Annotated in this window: 12 protein-coding genes; 5 read left to right on the forward strand and 7 right to left on the reverse strand. The window is 52.1% G+C overall.

The window, feature by feature from the left end; translation table 11 throughout:
• Positions 1-3 precede the first annotated feature (3 nt).
• The 3 genes from ACEW81_RS03465 to ACEW81_RS03475 all read left to right on the forward strand — a co-directional run bounded on the left by ACEW81_RS03465 (position 4) and on the right by ACEW81_RS03475 (position 3,738).
• Positions 4-1,593 (forward strand): GNAT family N-acetyltransferase, encoded by a 1,590-nt coding sequence (locus ACEW81_RS03465; RefSeq protein WP_373531575.1) that lies wholly within the window; start codon positions 4-6, stop codon positions 1,591-1,593.
• 228 nt (positions 1,594-1,821) lie between these two features.
• The gene (locus ACEW81_RS03470; protein WP_373531576.1) at positions 1,822-2,286 is read left to right on the forward strand and encodes a peroxiredoxin family protein; all 465 of its coding nucleotides are present in this window, start codon (positions 1,822-1,824) and stop codon (positions 2,284-2,286) included.
• A 147-nt stretch (positions 2,287-2,433) separates the two neighbouring features.
• Complete coding sequence (locus tag ACEW81_RS03475) at positions 2,434-3,738, forward strand: MFS transporter (RefSeq protein WP_373531577.1); 1,305 nt, start codon at positions 2,434-2,436, stop codon at positions 3,736-3,738.
• A gap of 108 nt (positions 3,739-3,846) precedes the next feature.
• Here ACEW81_RS03475 and ACEW81_RS03480 read toward each other — a convergent pair whose 3' ends face one another.
• The 7 genes from ACEW81_RS03480 to ACEW81_RS03510 all read right to left on the reverse strand — a co-directional run bounded on the left by ACEW81_RS03480 (position 3,847) and on the right by ACEW81_RS03510 (position 14,117).
• Positions 3,847-4,386, reverse strand: coding sequence for a Spy/CpxP family protein refolding chaperone (locus ACEW81_RS03480; RefSeq protein ID WP_373531578.1), 540 nt, complete (start codon positions 4,384-4,386; stop codon positions 3,847-3,849).
• Between the two features lie 386 nt (positions 4,387-4,772).
• Complete coding sequence (locus ACEW81_RS03485; protein WP_373531579.1) at positions 4,773-5,963, reverse strand: GNAT family N-acetyltransferase; 1,191 nt, start codon at positions 5,961-5,963, stop codon at positions 4,773-4,775.
• Positions 5,960-7,060, reverse strand: coding sequence for a glycosyltransferase family 2 protein (locus ACEW81_RS03490; protein WP_373531580.1), 1,101 nt, complete (start codon positions 7,058-7,060; stop codon positions 5,960-5,962). The genes ACEW81_RS03485 and ACEW81_RS03490 overlap by 4 nt, the downstream gene beginning before the upstream one ends.
• Positions 7,061-7,082: 22 nt before the next feature.
• The gene (locus ACEW81_RS03495) at positions 7,083-8,627 is read right to left on the reverse strand and encodes a lipopolysaccharide biosynthesis protein (protein ID WP_373531581.1); all 1,545 of its coding nucleotides are present in this window, start codon (positions 8,625-8,627) and stop codon (positions 7,083-7,085) included.
• A complete protein-coding gene (locus tag ACEW81_RS03500) occupies positions 8,624-10,171 on the reverse strand; it encodes an O-antigen ligase family protein (RefSeq protein ID WP_373531582.1) in 1,548 nt (515 codons plus the stop codon). The genes ACEW81_RS03495 and ACEW81_RS03500 overlap by 4 nt, the downstream gene beginning before the upstream one ends.
• 37 nt (positions 10,172-10,208) lie before the next feature.
• A complete protein-coding gene (locus tag ACEW81_RS03505; protein WP_373531583.1) occupies positions 10,209-12,914 on the reverse strand; it encodes a hypothetical protein in 2,706 nt (901 codons plus the stop codon).
• Between the two features lie 69 nt (positions 12,915-12,983).
• Complete coding sequence (locus tag ACEW81_RS03510) at positions 12,984-14,117, reverse strand: polysaccharide biosynthesis/export family protein (protein ID WP_373531584.1); 1,134 nt, start codon at positions 14,115-14,117, stop codon at positions 12,984-12,986.
• 244 nt (positions 14,118-14,361) lie between these two features.
• Here ACEW81_RS03510 and ACEW81_RS03515 point away from each other — a divergent pair, with 244 nt between their 5' ends.
• Together ACEW81_RS03515 and ACEW81_RS03520 are read left to right on the forward strand one after the other, a co-directional pair.
• A complete protein-coding gene (locus ACEW81_RS03515; RefSeq protein ID WP_373531585.1) occupies positions 14,362-16,632 on the forward strand; it encodes a glycosyltransferase in 2,271 nt (756 codons plus the stop codon).
• On the forward strand, positions 16,632-17,357 hold the full coding sequence (locus tag ACEW81_RS03520; protein ID WP_373531586.1) for a polysaccharide deacetylase family protein: 726 nt from the start codon (positions 16,632-16,634) through the stop codon (positions 17,355-17,357). Before ACEW81_RS03515 ends, ACEW81_RS03520 begins: the two co-directional genes overlap by 1 nt.
• Positions 17,358-17,429 lie beyond the last annotated feature (72 nt).

Here is a 17,429-nt window from a genome sequence, read left to right on the forward strand (position 1 = left end):
TTTATGAAAAACAACGCCAGTAAAGCCAAATTAGTCGTCAGAAACGCCACGCTTACCGACTTAAAGGAGATTCAGATCCTTTCTGAAAAAGTGTATCCTGATATCCCTCCCTATTCGGTGGATGTATTAAGAGGACAGTTGAACAACTACCCGGAAGGGCAGTTTGTGGCGGTCTATGACCAGAAAATTGTGGGCTACTGCGCGACCATTCGGGTGTCCGAGCAATCGGCCATGTCCGCCCATACCTGGCGGCAAATTACCGGCAGCGGTTATGGGTCCACCCACTTGGCCACCGGAGAATATTTATATGGCATGGAAATTTTTGTAGACCCCGATTACCGGGGCTTGCGAATTGGCGAACGCCTTTACAGCGAAAGAAAAAAACTGTGCAGCTATTACCGCTTGAAGGGCATTGTGTTTGGCGGTCGTATGCCGCTACTCAAGAAAAAACTGAAACAGGTCGGCACCGTTGAGAATTACGTGGAACAGGTTAAAAACAGAAGCCTGAATGACCCCACCACCAGTTTTCAGTTGCGCCAGGGCTTTGAAGTGATCGGCCTTCTGAAGGACTATTTGCCCAGCGATAAGGAATCCATGGGGGCTGCCACCCATATGGTCTGGCGCAACCCGGAAGCCCCTGAGCCTGAAGGGAAATCTCGCGAAAACGTGGGACGCCTGCCCGAGTCGGTGCGGGTGGCCACGGTTCAGTATGAGCAACGCCGGATTCACTCCTTTGAGGAATTTGAGCAGATTGTGACCTATTTTGTGGATGTGGTTTCCGATTACCGCTCCGATTTTGTGGTGTTCCCCGAGCTGTTTACCCTGCAACTGCTGTCCATTGAAAATGAGCCGATTGCCCCGGATAAATCCATTGATCGCCTGACCGAGTATACGGAAAGAATCAAGGAAATGTTTACCCGGTTGGCTATTAAATACAACATTAATATCATTGCGGGTTCTCACCCCACCAAAATGAAAGATGGCTCCATCCAGAATGTGACCTTTGTTTGTCTGCGGGATGGCGCTGTTCACGAGCAACCCAAAATTCACCCCACCCCCAACGAGCGCTACTGGTGGAACATTGAAGGCGGCAACGAGTTAAGCGTTATTCAAACCGATTGCGGCCCCATTGGGGTTTTAATCTGCTACGATTGCGAATTCCCGGAGCTGGCCCGCCATTTGATCGATCAAGGCGCCAATATCCTGTTTGTGCCGTTTTGTACCGATGAGCGGCAAGGGTATTTACGGGTGCGTTATTCGGCTCAGGCCAGAGCGGTTGAAAACCAGTGCTATGTGGTGATGTCTGGCAATGTGGGCAACTTGCCCCGAGTGCATAACATGGACATTCAATATGCCCAAAGCTGCATTTTAACCCCTTGCGATTTCTATTTCTCCAGAGATGGCATTGCCGCCGATACCACCCCGAACGTGGAAACGGTCGCTTTTGCCGACTTGCGACTGGAATATATTTACCGGGCCAGACACTCGGGTACGGTGATGAACCTGAAAGATCGACGCCATGATCTTTATAGTGTGGTTTGGCACAAAAAAAATGTGTTAAAGCCCGCCGATGAACCTGTGAAGCCGGAGTAACCGCAATGAATGCCAATCAGGGCCGTGCAGGCTTTGGTTGGCGTTATGTGGTGAATGGGAAGTCCCGTCCACCTTATGCGATGATCGCAAACAGGCGGTTTGAACGCCTTTGTGTTAAGATGCGCCAGAACACACCAAATTTCGCATTGTACTTTTTTGATCCAGCTAAAGTTATTTGAAAAAACCAGTGTTTATTCGTTTGTTTGTTTGAATGGGAGAAAAGTGAAAATGTCTGCAATTGTTGATACCTATAGCCTTTTGCCAGTGGGTACTCAGGCCCCTGATTTCGATTTGCCAGCCACCGGTGGCCGTCAGGTTAAATTGGCCGATTATCTGGGCAAGAATCTGATTGTTGTGTTTTATCCCAAGGATCAAACCCCTGGCTGCACCCAGCAATTGTGCGCCCTGCGGGATGATACGGAACTGTTTCAGGGTTTGAATACCGAGTTTGTGGGCTGCAACCCCGATTCGATGGAAAGCCATGAGAAATTTGCCGCCGCCCAAAGTTATAAATTTCCCATTCTGGTGGACGCCAACCGCACCATGGCCAAGGCTTACCGGGCCTTGAAGGAAGATGGAAAAGGGATTCAGCGCACGGTTTATATTATTGATACCAAGGGCGTGATTCGGTTTGCCAAGCAGGGCTTGCCACCGGATAGCGAACTGGTGGAAATCATCAAAACCTTGAACTAGTTTCTGGAATGATATTGCAAAAGCCAGTCGCCTTGGGGTGGACTGGCTTTTGTGCGCAAAGCGGCTTGACCCGCCTGAAGCGCTTTTCTTCTATAATAAATCAACGCTCACTTGGCCCCTTCCCGATGCACAGGACCCTTGACCCGCATGGAAACCGCAACGGCCCTCCCGGCCAAAGGGATGGTTCATCAGCTCAAGCATACGGTTCGCGCCCTGCAAAGCCGAAATTTCCGGCTTTTTATCAGCGGACAACTGGTTTCCCTCATCGGCAACTGGATTCAGCAGATGGCCATGAGCTGGCTGGTGTATCGCCTAACCCATTCCGGGTTGTTGTTGGGATTGGTGGCTTTTTTAAATCAGGGGCCGGGTTTGTTGATAGCCCCCTTTGCGGGCTTACTGGCGGATCGCTACGATCGCCGAAAATTATTGATGCTGACCCAATCGCTGGCCATGCTGCAGGCTTTTATACTGGCCTATCTAACCCTTTCGGGGCAAATTCAGGAATGGCATATTTTAACGCTTAGTGCTTTTCTGGGGATAATCGCCGGACTGGATATCCCCATTCGACAGTCTATGGTGCTGGATTTACTGGATAAGCCTGAGTATTTGAGCAACGCCATTTCGCTGAACTCATCCGTTTTTAACGGCTCCCGCTTGATTGGGCCTGCCATTGCCGGGTTGGCCATTAGCACGGTGGGAGAAGGCTGGTGCTTTTTACTGAATGGGCTGAGTTTTCTGGCGGTGATTGGGGCGCTTTCGGCCATTACCATTCACCGGGAAACCCCCACCGATTTGCCCGCCAGTTATTGGGAGCGCATGAAGGAGGGCTGGATGTATGTGTATCGCCATCCGCCCATGCGCTCCATTTTGCTGTTAATTGCCTTGAACAGTCTGGTGGGGCTTCCCTATTCGGTATTAGTACCCATTTACGCCAAAGATATTTTGCATGGCAACGCCCAAACCCTGGGCTTGCTGATGGGGGCGGTGGGCGCCGGGGCTTTGTCCGGGGCGGTGTATCTGGCTTCCCGGCACGATGTACTGGGGTTGGGGCGATTAATTCCTGCGGCGGTGTGTGGCTTTGGGCTAACCTTGCTGGTGTTCTCTCAAATTCGTGACTTTTGGGCGGCCATGATTTGCCTGTATTGTTTGGGCCTGGGCATGATGCTGCATTTGGCTTCCAGCAATATTTTGTTGCAAACCCTGGTGGATGCCAAAAAACGGGGTCGGGTGATGAGTCTTTACACCATGGCCTATATTGGCATGTACCCGTTTGGCAGCCTGTGTATGGGCTGGTTAAGCGGTAAAATAGGCTTTAGCACCACGCTGTTATGCGCCGGTGGGTTAACCTTGCTGGGGGTGCTGGGTTATTGGTGGCAATACCCCAAAATACGAGCCTATCTCAAAGGTTTCTATCTGGAAAAGGGTATGTTAAAAGAGCCCGTTAAAAGTTAGATTTTTATAAAAAGCGCATGTAGCGCCTGCTATTTCGCAAAAAAAAGCCGTGGACAAGCCACGGCAATTGAGTTGGTTAAAGTTTCTGTGAAATAAACCAGAAAGGGATTACTGTTTGGGGCCCGGTTTTTGGTTGGCTTTATGCTGGGCGTGTTTTGCTTGCCATTGGGCTTTGCGTTCCGCTTTTTTGGCATCCCATTTGGCTTGTTGCTCCGGGTTTAAAATGCCTTGCATGCTGGCTTTTTTCTTGGCCATCAGGGCTTCGCGATCCCGTTTCATTTCTGCTTTGAGTTGTTCTTTTTTTGCGGCGTTGGCAGGATCATCGCCCAGTGCTTTGAATTGCTCCCGCTTGGCTTTCATGGTGGCCATAGTTCCGGCGTTTTCCTGACGGAATTTTTCATGTGCCGCTTTGAACTGTTGTTTTTGGGCTTCGCTCAGGTTTAAATCCTTCATGGCGTTGTGATGACCACCCTGATGCATGCCTTTTTTATGCTTGCCGCCCCAGTCATGCTTTTTTTCGGCCTTCACCGGGGTAGAAGATTCTCCACCGGCCGCGTTTTGGGCCATGGCGGTCATTGGGGCCACCAATAAACCGGTTAACATCAGGCTGAGGGAAACGGCGTACATAGGGTTAAATTTAGAGTTCATAGGGATCTCCTGACTTTAGTTATAACAAGACTTTGGCTTTAATAAATTTGAGTTCTCATCAAAAAGTGAATAAGCTTTCACTGGAGGCTTGTTATTCTGTTACGAAACAGGATTATAAAAAGTTTCACCCCTGCCCAGAAAAAGAGTGGGAGAGGCATGGCTTGCGAGGTTTCTGCCCGGCCTTTTTTTGAGACAGGCGGTTGTTGTGGGTTGGCCGGACCTGATTGGCTGAATAAGCTGGGCGCAATGGTTCATAGGCCCGACTGACTCGCAAAATCCCCACGCTGAAAAGCCAACCCCGCAGGCTTTCAGGCTGAAATCGAGCTGCTGAAAAAGGGCGCACTGAGGCTGTCAGGCGAGAAAGGCAGAGGCATAAGCATGAAGGCTTACCCGGTGGTTTTGCCCATTATTTTTTTCAAAACCTGATCGGTATCCCACAGGGCATGGGCCACCGGGGTTTTAAACAGTCGTAAATCCCACAGTAATTCTTTTTCACGGGTCCATAGGTGCTTGTAGGGTTCATCCCCCCGGCCCAGTTCAAACCTTTGCCCTTGTCGGTTCAGGGTTTCAAACACTAGATTGTCCATATGGATGGTACCGGGGCTGTAACTGCGGAACCCCTGATTAAAATTGGTGATATGACTTAAATAGCTTTGTCCCTGCCAAAAGCCCAGTTGATAACTGAGATGGATTTTACCCACTTTTAAAATGGAAAATAACAGCTTGGGCTCATGGGGTTCTGCCTGAAACTGGGAGTAGGCCAGCATGTTTTTGTAGAAAAGCCTAAGCTTGGGAAAGCGATGAAAATCGCTTTTTTCGTGTTTATCTGCCCAGTAGCGAATATGGGCCGAAATGAACCGATTCAGCGCTGCCTCGCTGGCCTCATCCGCCATTTGAAATTCCAGTTTGGGCGGGTGCCCAAAGTCTTTGGCAAAACGGTTACAGTGGCGATTCACTTCCAGCCGGGTTTTCTTGCGGCGAACCTTCTCGTAGGCGGCCACGGTGGGCGGCAAGGCCACATATGGCATGGCGGTGTTGCTCACCACCGCTTGCGCACTTTGGCCAGGTTGAAGGGCCTCACAGAACACAACGCATTGCTCTTGTGAGCGCATAAACCGAAAATCCAGTATGTCCCACCGGCGGTTTTGAATGGCCTGCGCCATGGTTTGAATCATGGCTGTTTCATCCTCACCCGGTAGTACCACCAGGGTCATCCAGTCGTACACATTGGGTTGGGTGCCAATCAATTGCAAATGACGCAATTGTTTGTGGGTCAGCCCGTGGCTGCCTTTGCTGATTTTAAAAGGGGCTGCCCCAATCCATTGGCCCTGAGCATCCTGAATGATCACAATCAGCAATTCATCCGCCGGAAATTGTTGGAGCCATTGGGTCATCCAGCCATGGGTCATGCATAAATTTTCAATGCCCGCCCGATTCAGCAAGCCGTCCCATTCGGCTTTTAAAGGCAACCATTCCGCCATGGTGTTGATGACGTGAACATGATAATGCGTGGGGTGAGTGGCTGCGTTGAGGGGGGGGGCAGATGCCGGGGTGATGTCCGGTGCCTCGGTAATCATAAGCTGGCTCTCGCTTTCAGTGTAGGTTTCTTGTGGAGCAGGCCCCGAAATTCCCGTTTTAAAGCAACCAGCCCCTGATCGAACTGGCTGGGCAGGAAGGAGCGCAGTAGTAAGGCGCCGCAGCCCAGCAGGGCATCTTTTTTGCGAACATTGGGATCAAAAAATGTTTTCAGGGCCAGTGTTCTGGCAATGTGGGGCTGATGGTTCAACAAGCGCTCTCGGGCCAAATAGCGATAACATCCCACATACGCTTCAGACTTCAACGCCTTGGCCGCCGGAGGCAGGGCGGTTTCCTCAAACAGCCAGCGCATGATGCTCAGACAGCTTTCCAGCAAACGGTGGCAATGCTCAGGCGCTTTGGTCAGGCTGGCCGAATGAATGCGGTACTGATACACATAATCGCTCAGGCAATGCACCCCTGCGTGGTTGTGCAGAAACATGCGTACATAAAATTCATAATCTTCCGGCCCGCACAGGGTTTCGTTAAAAAAGCCAATTTGCTCCCAGGCGCTGCGACGAATCATGAGCGCGGCCAGCAGGCAACTGATTTGACTGGTTACAATGCGTTCCCAACTGTGTTGGTAGCCTGCTGGTAACAAATACTCAGGCTCACCGGGTTGTTGGCGGTGGGCCGGGTTTGGAATCAGGCTCAGGGCATTGGGCAAAGGGTGATCGTGTTCATCGATTTGAAAGGCAAAGCCATAAACGGAAATAAAATGAGGGTTGTTTAAAAGCGGGGCTGATAATTTTGCCAATGTATCGGGGTAATATAAATCGTCCGAATCCAGAAAGGCGATCAGCTCCCCTTCAGCCATGTTGAGGGCCACATTGCGAACGCCTGCCGGATGACCGATGCGGGCCACTTTGCGGTATCGAATCCGGGCATCCGAAAACCCTTGCACCACGCTTTCCGTTTCATCGCTGGAAGCGTCATCCACAATAATCAGCTCCCAGTGCGGGTAAGTTTGATCCAGCACGGACTGAATGGCTTTGCCAATATAACGCTGGGCGTTATAAGTGGGCATGATGATAGAAATTAAAGGGGGCTGAGGTTCTGTTTTTTCAGCGGTTTTCGGATTTGAAAAACCTGGGTTCATCCTGCGGTGTCCACGGTTAAGGTCACTGACTGGGCTCTAGTTTAGAAAATTTGGCGGTAAATTGAGCGACGAGGGCGTTGAGTAAATCCCGTTCGATGGCAGTGGCGCTGAATCGAAACCAGAGGAAACTGCCCAATAACACAGCGCCCAGCGCAATCAGGCTGATGGGAAATAATCCGGCGGCGGCGGTGCCTAAGCCCATTCGCCAGAGTTGAACCCATAGAAAAGAAACCGATACGGGCAGAATTATTGCCCCATGCACGGCTTTTAAATACTGACCCCAGGAGATGTTCAGGGTACGGCAGCTTTGGCCGACCAGTCCCCATTGATGCTGAATGAGCTGGGGCAGCAAGGTGCCCAAAGCCACCCCTAAAATACCCAGATAATGAACCAGAATCAGGCTTAGCCCCAAATTGGCCCCGGCGGCCAGCAGACTGGTAATGCTTAAAAACCGTTGTCGACCCCAGGTGAATAACAGGGCGTTGGCGGGCATTTGCAAAACGCCGCTTAGCACACAGGGAACCGCTACCGCCAGAATGGGCAAGGTTTGAGCCACCGGCACCTTGCCCGCCGAAAAAATAACAAACAGTTCCTGATAAAAAGACACAATCAGCATCAGCATCATGCAGGCCACAAAGTTGAGAAAGCAGCTCATTCTTAAAAAAAGCTGACGAGCTTCGGTGGGCTGATTCAGCGAAGCCATGCGGGCCAGCAGGGGGTAAACCCCTTCGTGCAACTTGATGCAAATCTGAATGACCACCCCTAAAAAGCGAAACACGATTTCGTAAATGCCCACCGCGCTGAGGGGTAGAAAGCGGGCAATGACAATGTCATCTATTTTGTGAGACACGATGATGCTGAAGTTGATCATCATGGCATGGCCACTGAGGCGAATGACGCTGCCTGCGGCCTCGGTGCTGAAAGGCACTTTCGGAAAATAGGCGTAGGGTTCCACCCGGTGGGTTTGCACGGTCAGGATCAACAGGCGCACGGTGGTGCCCACCAGTCGCAAGGCCATAATGCTCACCAAATCGCCCCCCGCCAGCAAGGCCAGCAAAGCGCCCACATTCACGATGACGGCGCAGGTGGTATCAGCCAGATTGGTCCATTGCTGAGAACAATGGGCCAACAGAATGGCTTGGCTATAGGCGCTGTACAGCATTAATGCCGATTCAATCACGATGAGCAAAAAGCCGGTTTGGGCCATTGGGGCCAAGGCCACGGAAATATTGAATACGCTGGAAAACCAGGGAGCAACACCCAGACCTAGCAGCAGGCCAATCAGGGCCAAGCCGCTCAGTAACAGGTTGCCGACTTTGAGGTAGGCCCGTTTTTCCGCCTGGGTTTGGGTGCTTGCGCTGAGTTTGGCTACCAGCGCATCGGTGGCCCCCAGATCCAGCAGGATGGAGACTTCAAAAATAGCGATTAATAAAATGTAGAGACCAAAGACATCCAGCCCCAGTTTGGAAATCAGAACGGGTATGAGCAGAATATTGAGCCCGGTTTTAATCACCACGCTCACCCCACCGGTGAGCATGCCAAACAGGGAGCGCTGACCAATGCTCATGCGGGTAAGGCCCTCCGTTCACGTACGGTCATGCAGAACAACAAACTGACCAGCAGCCAGTACAGTTGGGGGGCGTCAAACATATACGACATTTCATCAAAGCCGCACACCAGTAAAAAATACAGGGTCAGGGCAATAATAATGGAATGCTCGGTTCGCAAGGCCGGACGAATGGCGCTCATCCACCCACGCAGGGATTGCAGGGCCAAAGAAATGGCGGCGACAAACATGAAATACCCCATTAAGCCCAAATCGTACAACAGGGCAATGTAGGCATTATGAACCATCATGAGGGGGTTGGCGTTTTTGGCGTCGTTAAAGGTGAGGTTAAAAACCATTTGGTTGGCGGCGGTAAAGCCGTGGCCCAACCACACCGAGCCCCAATGGATTTGGCTCATCAAATCTTCCCAAATCATGGTGCGCCAGTCAAAACTCTCGGTTTCGTTCATGCGGGAGTCCAGCATGCCAAAAAAATTTTTGCCCGATAAGAGCTGAAAAGCCAGCAGTCCCAAGGGCAACACCACCACCAGCCCAATCAGGATTTTGGCAAAGCCTCGCCGAACCGCCGGTACGGCAAGATTCATCAGAAACAGGGTTAAGGCGCAAAGGGCGAATGTTCCCAGAGCGGTTTTAGACAGCCCTAACATGAAGGCTAGAAAATTGAAGCCAATACTGCCCCATATTAACCACGCTGGCATGCGCTGTTTTCGCTCGCCCTGATAGTAACAGTACAGGCCCAGTAAATAGATCATGACAATGCCCATGTGGTGGGCAAAGGGGTTGGGGTGGCTAAAAATGCCAATGGCTCGGTCAAAGCCGTCCAGCATCAGGCTGGTGAGTTTAAACGGAAAGCCGATAATGGTGAAGAGGGCTTCCAGTCCGCTGACCCATAACAGGGCCTGATTTAAAAAATCGAACAAGCCCCGGAAGTTTCGGGCTTTTAAAATAGCCACGGCGCTCACCGTAATGCTAAGCAGGCAGTATAAATAGGAAATAAGTTGTACGGTACTGACCGCCCCATCGCTCAGGGCGTTATCTCCGCCGCTTAACTGGGGATCGGTGGCGTGGGCGTTGTAAAAAATAAAGTACAGGGTCAGCCAGCTGAAAAAAATCAGATAATACTTGAGCCACGGCAACTGGGAGAAAATCAGCGCGTAGTTTTTGGCGGAGACCCACAACATGGGCAGCATCAGGGTGAGCAACAGCAGGGGGGTTAAGCGCAGGTTAATGCCCAGCTCCAGTAACATGGCGTTGAGAAAAGCCACCACCGGCCAAGCCAGTAAAACAAACCCCAGTAACACTTGAGGCCGGGGAATGACAAAGCGCCAATATTGCCAGTAGACAATGGCCCCTATCCCAGCGCCTGCCAGTAAAATCAGGCGCTTGTAACCCAGGGCGTCTGCCAGCCCACTGACGCCCAAGACGGGTAGCACGAGATAAATTAAAAGGGGCAAAACCAGCCCAAGTACCGCTAGCCCAATGGCCATGGCCTTACCCGAAACCGGAAAAGCGGGTGCTTTGAATCCCTCAATAAATCGGCTCATGGCTGACCTCTAACCTTTGGGGGTAAACAAGTGACGTTTAGCGCTTGCGGCTGTTAGGGCTATCCTGAATGGCGGCCATCAGTCGATTAATGGAGGTGGGAAGCGGGGCCTGCTTTTTTTTGCGATCCTGAACGCTGGAATAGATTTCAGGGCGGTAAGCGGGCTTTTTTCCAAACCCAAGGGATTCCAGTAAAGGCTTGCGGGGACGAAAAGACTCACCGCTCACCGTTTCGGGGAAGGGCAACATTTCGCTGGCCTGAGCTTGTGGGCTGGGCGCTGTCAGGGGAGAGACCTCCTGCGTGAGATCTTCATCGGCGGATAGCAATTGTTTGCGAGGAACCAGCGTGTAGGGTTGCTCAGTGGCAGAGGCTTCACCTGTAGGGCTACCTTCGCTGCCCATTAAAAAGGCGGGCATGCTCCGCATACGGCGAGGCAGTGGCATTTGAAGGGCCTGATTTTCATAGTGATCGCTGGCCGCATCATCCACGGGTGTCGATGGGGTAGGGGCTTCCGCCGTTACATTGATTTGGGAAGGTGCTTTGTACTGGATCGGTTCATAGGCAATGGGTCGCGCACTGTCCAGTCCGGCTGGTTCAGGCATGGGGAAGCTGTCCAGAAAATCGGAGTTGGATTGGCCGGAGAGGGTGGGTGTGGCATGCAGCACCGGAATCCCTTCCAGGTTCATCATGGGCAGGGTGGCATTTTCCTGATGAGAAGCCTGAGCGCGGGCCACCGTAATGGGGCTGGGGGTAGCGGCCACCCGAACGCTTTTGGCGGGCGTGGGGGTAGGAGGCATGATTTGGGGGTGAGGACTTAAAAGGGCGTCCTCCACTTTAAAATCAGGCTGTAGCAGTTCGATGGCGGTGGGTTCGCTCACTGGCAAGGGGCTGGCCTCCGCGTCTATCCGGGTGCTATTCAGGAGAACCTCTGGATGCGGACTGGCGGGTTGGCTATTGAATTGTGGGGGCAGCGCCCGGGTTAAATCTTCCCGAAATTCTGGTGGCTGAACCTGCTGGTGCAACATGGGGCCAGCCACAGGCACCAGTGAATCAAACAGGGAGCCTATTGCTGGAATGGACACTTTATCGCTCACCGGTTGCTGAGACATCATGGCTTCTCGTGGGCTGAGCGGGGGCGTTAATGTCGCTTCCTCATCCACGGTCAGGGGGAATACAGGGCCTGCGTTTTGGGGGTGAGCGGGTTGGAGGCCAATGAATGGCGCCGGGTCGGTGGTGTGGTCATTTTCGGTGACTTTATTGGTTTCGTGGGTGTCGTCATCCAGAGGCGCTAGCCATTGGGGCATGCCGTAGCTGGCGGTGGGCGAGGACAGTTGCTCTTTGGCAAAGGCGGTGGCCACGCCCACGCCCAAACCCATTAACAGGCTCAAAATGGCCAGGTGGGTTCTGTTGGGGAATTGAGCGCTTTCCGGCAAGCTGGGTTGATCCACAATAAACACGTTGCTGAGGGTTTGCTCTTCTTTCAGCCGCCCTTCCAGCGCTTTTTGACGCAAGTGATCCAGTGCGGTGCTGAGCGATGCTTCTTTTTGTTCCAGTTGGGCCAACCCTTCCGCTTTTTGGGGAAAGCCGCTGATGTCTGAATTGATCTGCCCCAGTCGGTTTCGGGTGACGGCGGCTTGAGCCCGCAGATCCTGAGCTTCTCCCTGGGCAATCAGCATGCTGCGAACCAGATCGCTGCGGGTGCTGTCGGCCACCACCGATTGATTAGGGTTGGCTTTGGCACTGCCCAGTGTGCGGGTTTCTTCCGCTTCCAAATTGGCTTTTACCTGGGTAATCTGGGCCTCAATTTCCTGCACTTTGGGGTTGGTTTCCGTTAAAGAAGCACTGAGCAGGGAATGCTGCTGTTCCAGTCGGTATAGTTCATCCTGCAAACGGGCGATAGCGCCATTTTGTCCCAAAGCAGACGCTTTCAGCGCTTTTTCAGGGGTCATACCCAACAACTGCTGATAGCGACGCATCAGTTTTTCTTTACCCTGGGCCTGGGCTTCAATCTGGCTGAGCTTATTGCTTAACTCCATGCGGGTGCCCGCCAAATCATCGCCTTCCCGGCGAACGCTGACGGTACCGTTTGTGCTTTGGTAAGCGCTTTTGCGGTTACGCATGCTGGTTAACTGGGTTTCAATGTCAGCCACCTGTTTGTCTAAAAAGCGGGTGCGGGTGGTTTGCTCTGATCGGTTTAAATCGCGGCTGGCATTTTGAAAGGCGATGAGTACCACGCCCAGCGCTTCTTTGGCGATGAGCGGATCGGTCCATGAAAACTGAACGGCAATTAAATCGGTTCCCGACTGGTTTTTGGCCTTAATAAAAGCGGACCCGTCCTGAAAAAAGGCGTTCCAGTCCTGTTGGGTTTCAATATTATTTTTCTTCAGTTGCTCTGGGTGCTTCTTTTGGAAAAATTCCCATAAGGCATTGCGAATGGCATCGGATTTGAGGATGCCCATGGTGTTTAAAACCGGGTTGGATGAGCTGGAAGTGGTGGTTTGCAGGGCATAATACTGATCGGGTTCAATATAGCGCCCGGTAATGGCGGAATCTTTGATAATAACCATGGATTTGGCGGCGTAACCGGGTTTGTAAACCATGTAAGTGTAAATCAGCATCCAGAAGGTCACAAAAAGGCCCACCCCAATAATCAGGGCGGCGTTCCGTTTTAAAAAACCAAGCAAATCGGCTTGTACGGATGTGGCTTTGTTCGGCTGGAAGGGTGATGAGGTTAAAGGGGCCATCTCAGTTTCCTTTTTGGGGGTAGAGTCGGTGAAAGGCGTTGCAAAGGGTCGATTATGGGTCATTGCGGTTTAATTGACTCCTCCCAGCACTGCTACCCCAAATATGGCAGAACTGGCATTGGTAAACGGGGAAAGAATTTTGGCGGCATTTTCGGCAAATCGCCCTGCCTTGTAAACTTTTTGTTCGGAAACGTACACCACATCGTTGGGACGCAACATGAAATCATGACGGTTGGGATCCACTTGCAAGGTGCTGAACTTGTTTTCTCCGGTAAAGCGTCGAATGGCCACCACTTTGATGTTGGCCCCGTAATTGAAGCCCCCGCCTTTGGCAATGGCCGAGTTGAGATAAGGCGAAGCACTGTTGAGATCATAAACGCCGGGGGTTTTTACATCGCCAATAATACGAACCGGGAAAACCTGGGGACCAATGGCCGAGCTGAGCAGCAGGTTGTAGGTTTCATCATCCAGCGCCTGAAACGGCAGTTCGGGAATATAGACGGAATCGCCATTTTGCAGCATCAGGTCATTGTCCGGGTTGCCTTCCTTCAGGAGTTTCCACAGGTTGACGGTTTTAAACAGTTGCCCGTTTCGGCTGACGGCCACGTTGGCCAAATCGGCCGAGAGCTTGACGCCGCCAGAGCTTGCCAACACGCTGGACAGTCGAAAGTCCATGTGGTTGGCCGACAGGTTGTTACCCACCTGAACCCCATTGTTGCTGGCGGAGGAGGCCCCTTGGGTACCGTTGTTATTGTTGCTGATAATGGCCGCCGAGTTACCGGCCTGCAACATGCCCGGTCGCATCACCGCACCGGCCAGATAAACACTGGGGGGTTTGCTTTCACTCACGGTCAGGGTAATGCGAGGCTCTCGCACCAATTCTCGAACCTGGCTGTCTAGCAACATACTGGCTTCCCGAATGGTTTTGCCAGCCACTTGAATTTCTCCCACCCCGTTAAAAGAGGCGTTGCCATCGGAGCGCACCAGAATGGCGCTTCCCGATAAGTCCGGCTGGTTATAAACGTTCACGCTCAGCACATCGCCCACGTTAATGCGGTAAGTGCCTTCGGCAAACTGAAGTTGCCCGGTTAAATTTTCGGCCATGGCAGGCAGGGCGCCCATTGCCAATAGGCCGACAAAAAACAAGGCAGAGAGAATCCACTGCCGGGAAAAGGATACTGGGGAGAACACTCGACTAAACATGGCGGCTCACCTGAGGTTGGGAACGACGATACAAACGTTGTAATTTAAAAATGTAAATTTAAAAAGTAATATTAAAAAAGGATCGATAGGGGTTAGCCATTTGTACTATCTGTTTGTACTAAAAGTCCAAGGCTCCCTAAAAGTTGCTTAGGGCCAAAAATTTAAAAATCAGGGCAATTTCCCAGCCTGCTTTTTTTTAATATCTACATTGGATAAGCTTGATGAATCAGGACGATCATAATTGATGGATAACGCCCCCCATTTGGCCAAAATCCTGATGTCTCAGCCTTCTCCTCCTGCTTGTTCGTTGTGTACATCGCCGGTGGGTCGTCGGAAAATCCTGTTCTTTTATCAGGATTTTGGACAAATGGGCGGCATTGAGCGCTACTTACTAACGGTGGGGCAGGCCCTGCTGGCCCATGATGATTTTGAGCCGGTGTTTTTATGCTCGCAAAACACCCCGCTGTACCATCAACTGAAAGCTTTGGGCTGTTCGGTGTACGGGGTGCAAAGTCCGTCTTTTTTCGCTCGCTCTTTTTTAAGAAGTCTGGATATGGGTGCGCTCAGGGCTTTAAAGCAAGTGATTGATCGGGAAAAGCCCGATATTGTCCATATGCATATTGGCTTGCTGGAAACCTGTCTGGTGAAACACTGGGGCTGTGCCGCTGTTTTTACCTTTCATGGATACGGCTCTCTCTATAGCGATCGCTGGGCCACCCATCCCCTGCAACGCTTTTTTAAAGGCTGGGTGAAACGAATTTTTCAAAAAACGGTGAACGGTCTGGATCAACTGTTGATTGTCAGTCAGGCGGAGCAAAAACGACTGCTGGCAGAACGGTTTTTAGCCCTGCCTCATAGCGGGCACGTGCTCCACAACGGGGTTTGTCTGGATACCATTACGCAGGCCGTTGCCCACACCGATGTCCCGGCCCTGCGGGCCCGCCTGGGCTTGCGGCCGGATAGCCGGGTGATTGCTTTTGTAAACCGGCTGGATGCCAATAAAAACCCGGCGCATTTTTTGGCGCTGGCAGAACGCTTTGCCCAGTATCCCGACTTTGCGGACTGTGAATTTATAATAGTGGGCGATGGCCCTTTAAAGCCCACGGTGGCGGCTGTTTGTGCCGCTTTAGGGAATGCTCAGTACTTGGGCTATCGCACGGATGTGTTTGCCCTGCTTGCGTTGGTGGACGTGCTGATTTATCCAGCGCTGGCGGAAGGCTTTGGGCTGGGCTTGGTGGAGGCCATGGCCGCAGGGGTGCTTTGTTTGGCTTATGCCAGCGAAGGAGCCGGTGAAATTTTAGAAACACCCCAAACCAACGATTGTTTGGTGCCGGTGGGTGATTTGGATGCCCTGGAAAACCGGCTGAAGGCCATGCTGAATCTGTCAGTCGAACGTCAACAAGCCCTGAAAACCGCCTTAATAGCACGGGCCGCCGAGTTTTCCCTGCAAGACTCAATCCAGAAATTGACGGGCGTTTATCAAGCGCTGACCCCAAAAATTTCCATTTTGCTGCCGGTTTATAATGGCGCCGATTGCGTGTTGAACGCCGTGCGCTCGATCATGAACCAGACCTACCCCCATTGGGAGCTGATTATTGTAGATGATGGTTCCACCGATGATACTTTGGCCCGGTTGTCCGCTTTTTGTGACGAGTTAGCCGATCATCGGGTGCGGGTGATCTCTCAACGCAATCAGGGGGTGGCCATGGCCCGCAACTTCGGGTTTGCTCAGGCCAACGGGGATTATATCGCTTTTATTGACGCCGATGACCTTTGGTTGCCCCGTAAGCTGGCTGAAGAAGTGGCTGTGATTCGCCGGGCCAGCACCACACCGCATCATCCGGCTTGTCTGGTTTACAGTGGGTATTTCGCGGTGAATGAGACCAACCAGTTAATCAACCTGCCCGCCATCAGCCAGCAAACCGGCAATTTGGCGGATGCGGTGTTGAAGGATGAAGGCATTTTTCTGCCTAGCACTGCCTTGGTGCATCGTTCTGTTTTTGAGGCGGTGGGTGGATTTCAACCGGCTTGCTATCATGAGGATCGGGTGTTTTTCATTCAGGCTTGCCAGCAATTTCCCGCTTATGCCACCGGCAAACGGCTGGTTCTGTATCGCCAAAGCCTGTCCGGGCGTTGTCGTTCCGTGCTGAAAAATCACGAGGAAGCCCTGAGCGCTGAATTGTCGATTGTATTTACCTTGCAAGGCACTTTGAGCGAGTCGCAGCTTTCTCTGCTGTCTTATCGCCAGCACCGCAATCTGGTGTTTCGCTTTCTGATGTATGACTACTTCCCCTCTGCGCAGCACTTATATCAGCAGATGCGCCAGCATTATCCCCCGGCGGTGATGGCGGAATTGCTGCAAGGCCGCAAAGGGCAACTGGCCCAGTTCAGTTTGAACACGGGGATCAATTTTTTGAATCTGGCCCGTTTATTATTACAGGGGTTGTTGAAGGCCACGTCCTGCGTGGTTGTTTCTCCGGCCTATAAAGCCGCTTTAGGCAAGGAAACCCGTTGATGCTGATTTTTAATTTCCATCACATTGAAAAACACCTGCTTCACCCCGAGCGCAAGCACATTAGCATGTCCCCACAGGGGCTTAGCCGTTTCATTCGCACCCTGCGCCTGCTGGGCATGCGGATTGTTTCCATGCAGGAGGTGCTTGCCGCCACCCCGGATGCGATTAACGATCATCGTAGTGTTTTACTGACCTTTGATGACGGGTACACCAATAATCTGCTGGAAGCCTTGCCAGTGCTGGAGGCCGAGCAGTGTCCGGCCACCGTGTTTGTGTTGCCCGGAAGATACGGTGGCACCAACGAGTGGGATCAGGGCCATTTGCCCGAATCGCAACGAGATCAGCTCATGTCTCTGGCCCAGATGGAACGCATGGCCGCCTCTCCTCTCATTACGCTGGGCAGTCACGGTTTGTACCACCGAGATTTTCCCACCTTGGCTGAAAGCGATATGGTGGCCGAATTGAGTGAGTCTTACCAGATGTTGCACCAGACTTTTGGGGAGAATTTTTTGCCGGTGTTCGCTTATCCCTGGGGGCATTATGGGCCACGGGAAGTGGAAGCGCTCTCTCAAAGTCCTTATCAGGCGGCCTTTACGGTGGAAACCCGGCCATGGCGTTCTACCGATAATATTTACCAGATTCCCCGTTTTTCCGCCTTTTACCGGGATGGCAACCCCTTGGTGTTGCTGGCCAAGCTGGCCCGTCACAACCTGTTGTTTGCCTAGGCTTTTGGTGGAATACCCGGCTTGCAGACAACCGGCCTGCTTCGGTCTATAATCAAGCATTCTCGCAGCCTT

Source organism: Vampirovibrio sp., from assembly GCF_041737375.1.
Lineage (GTDB): Bacteria > Cyanobacteriota > Vampirovibrionia > Vampirovibrionales > Vampirovibrionaceae > Vampirovibrio.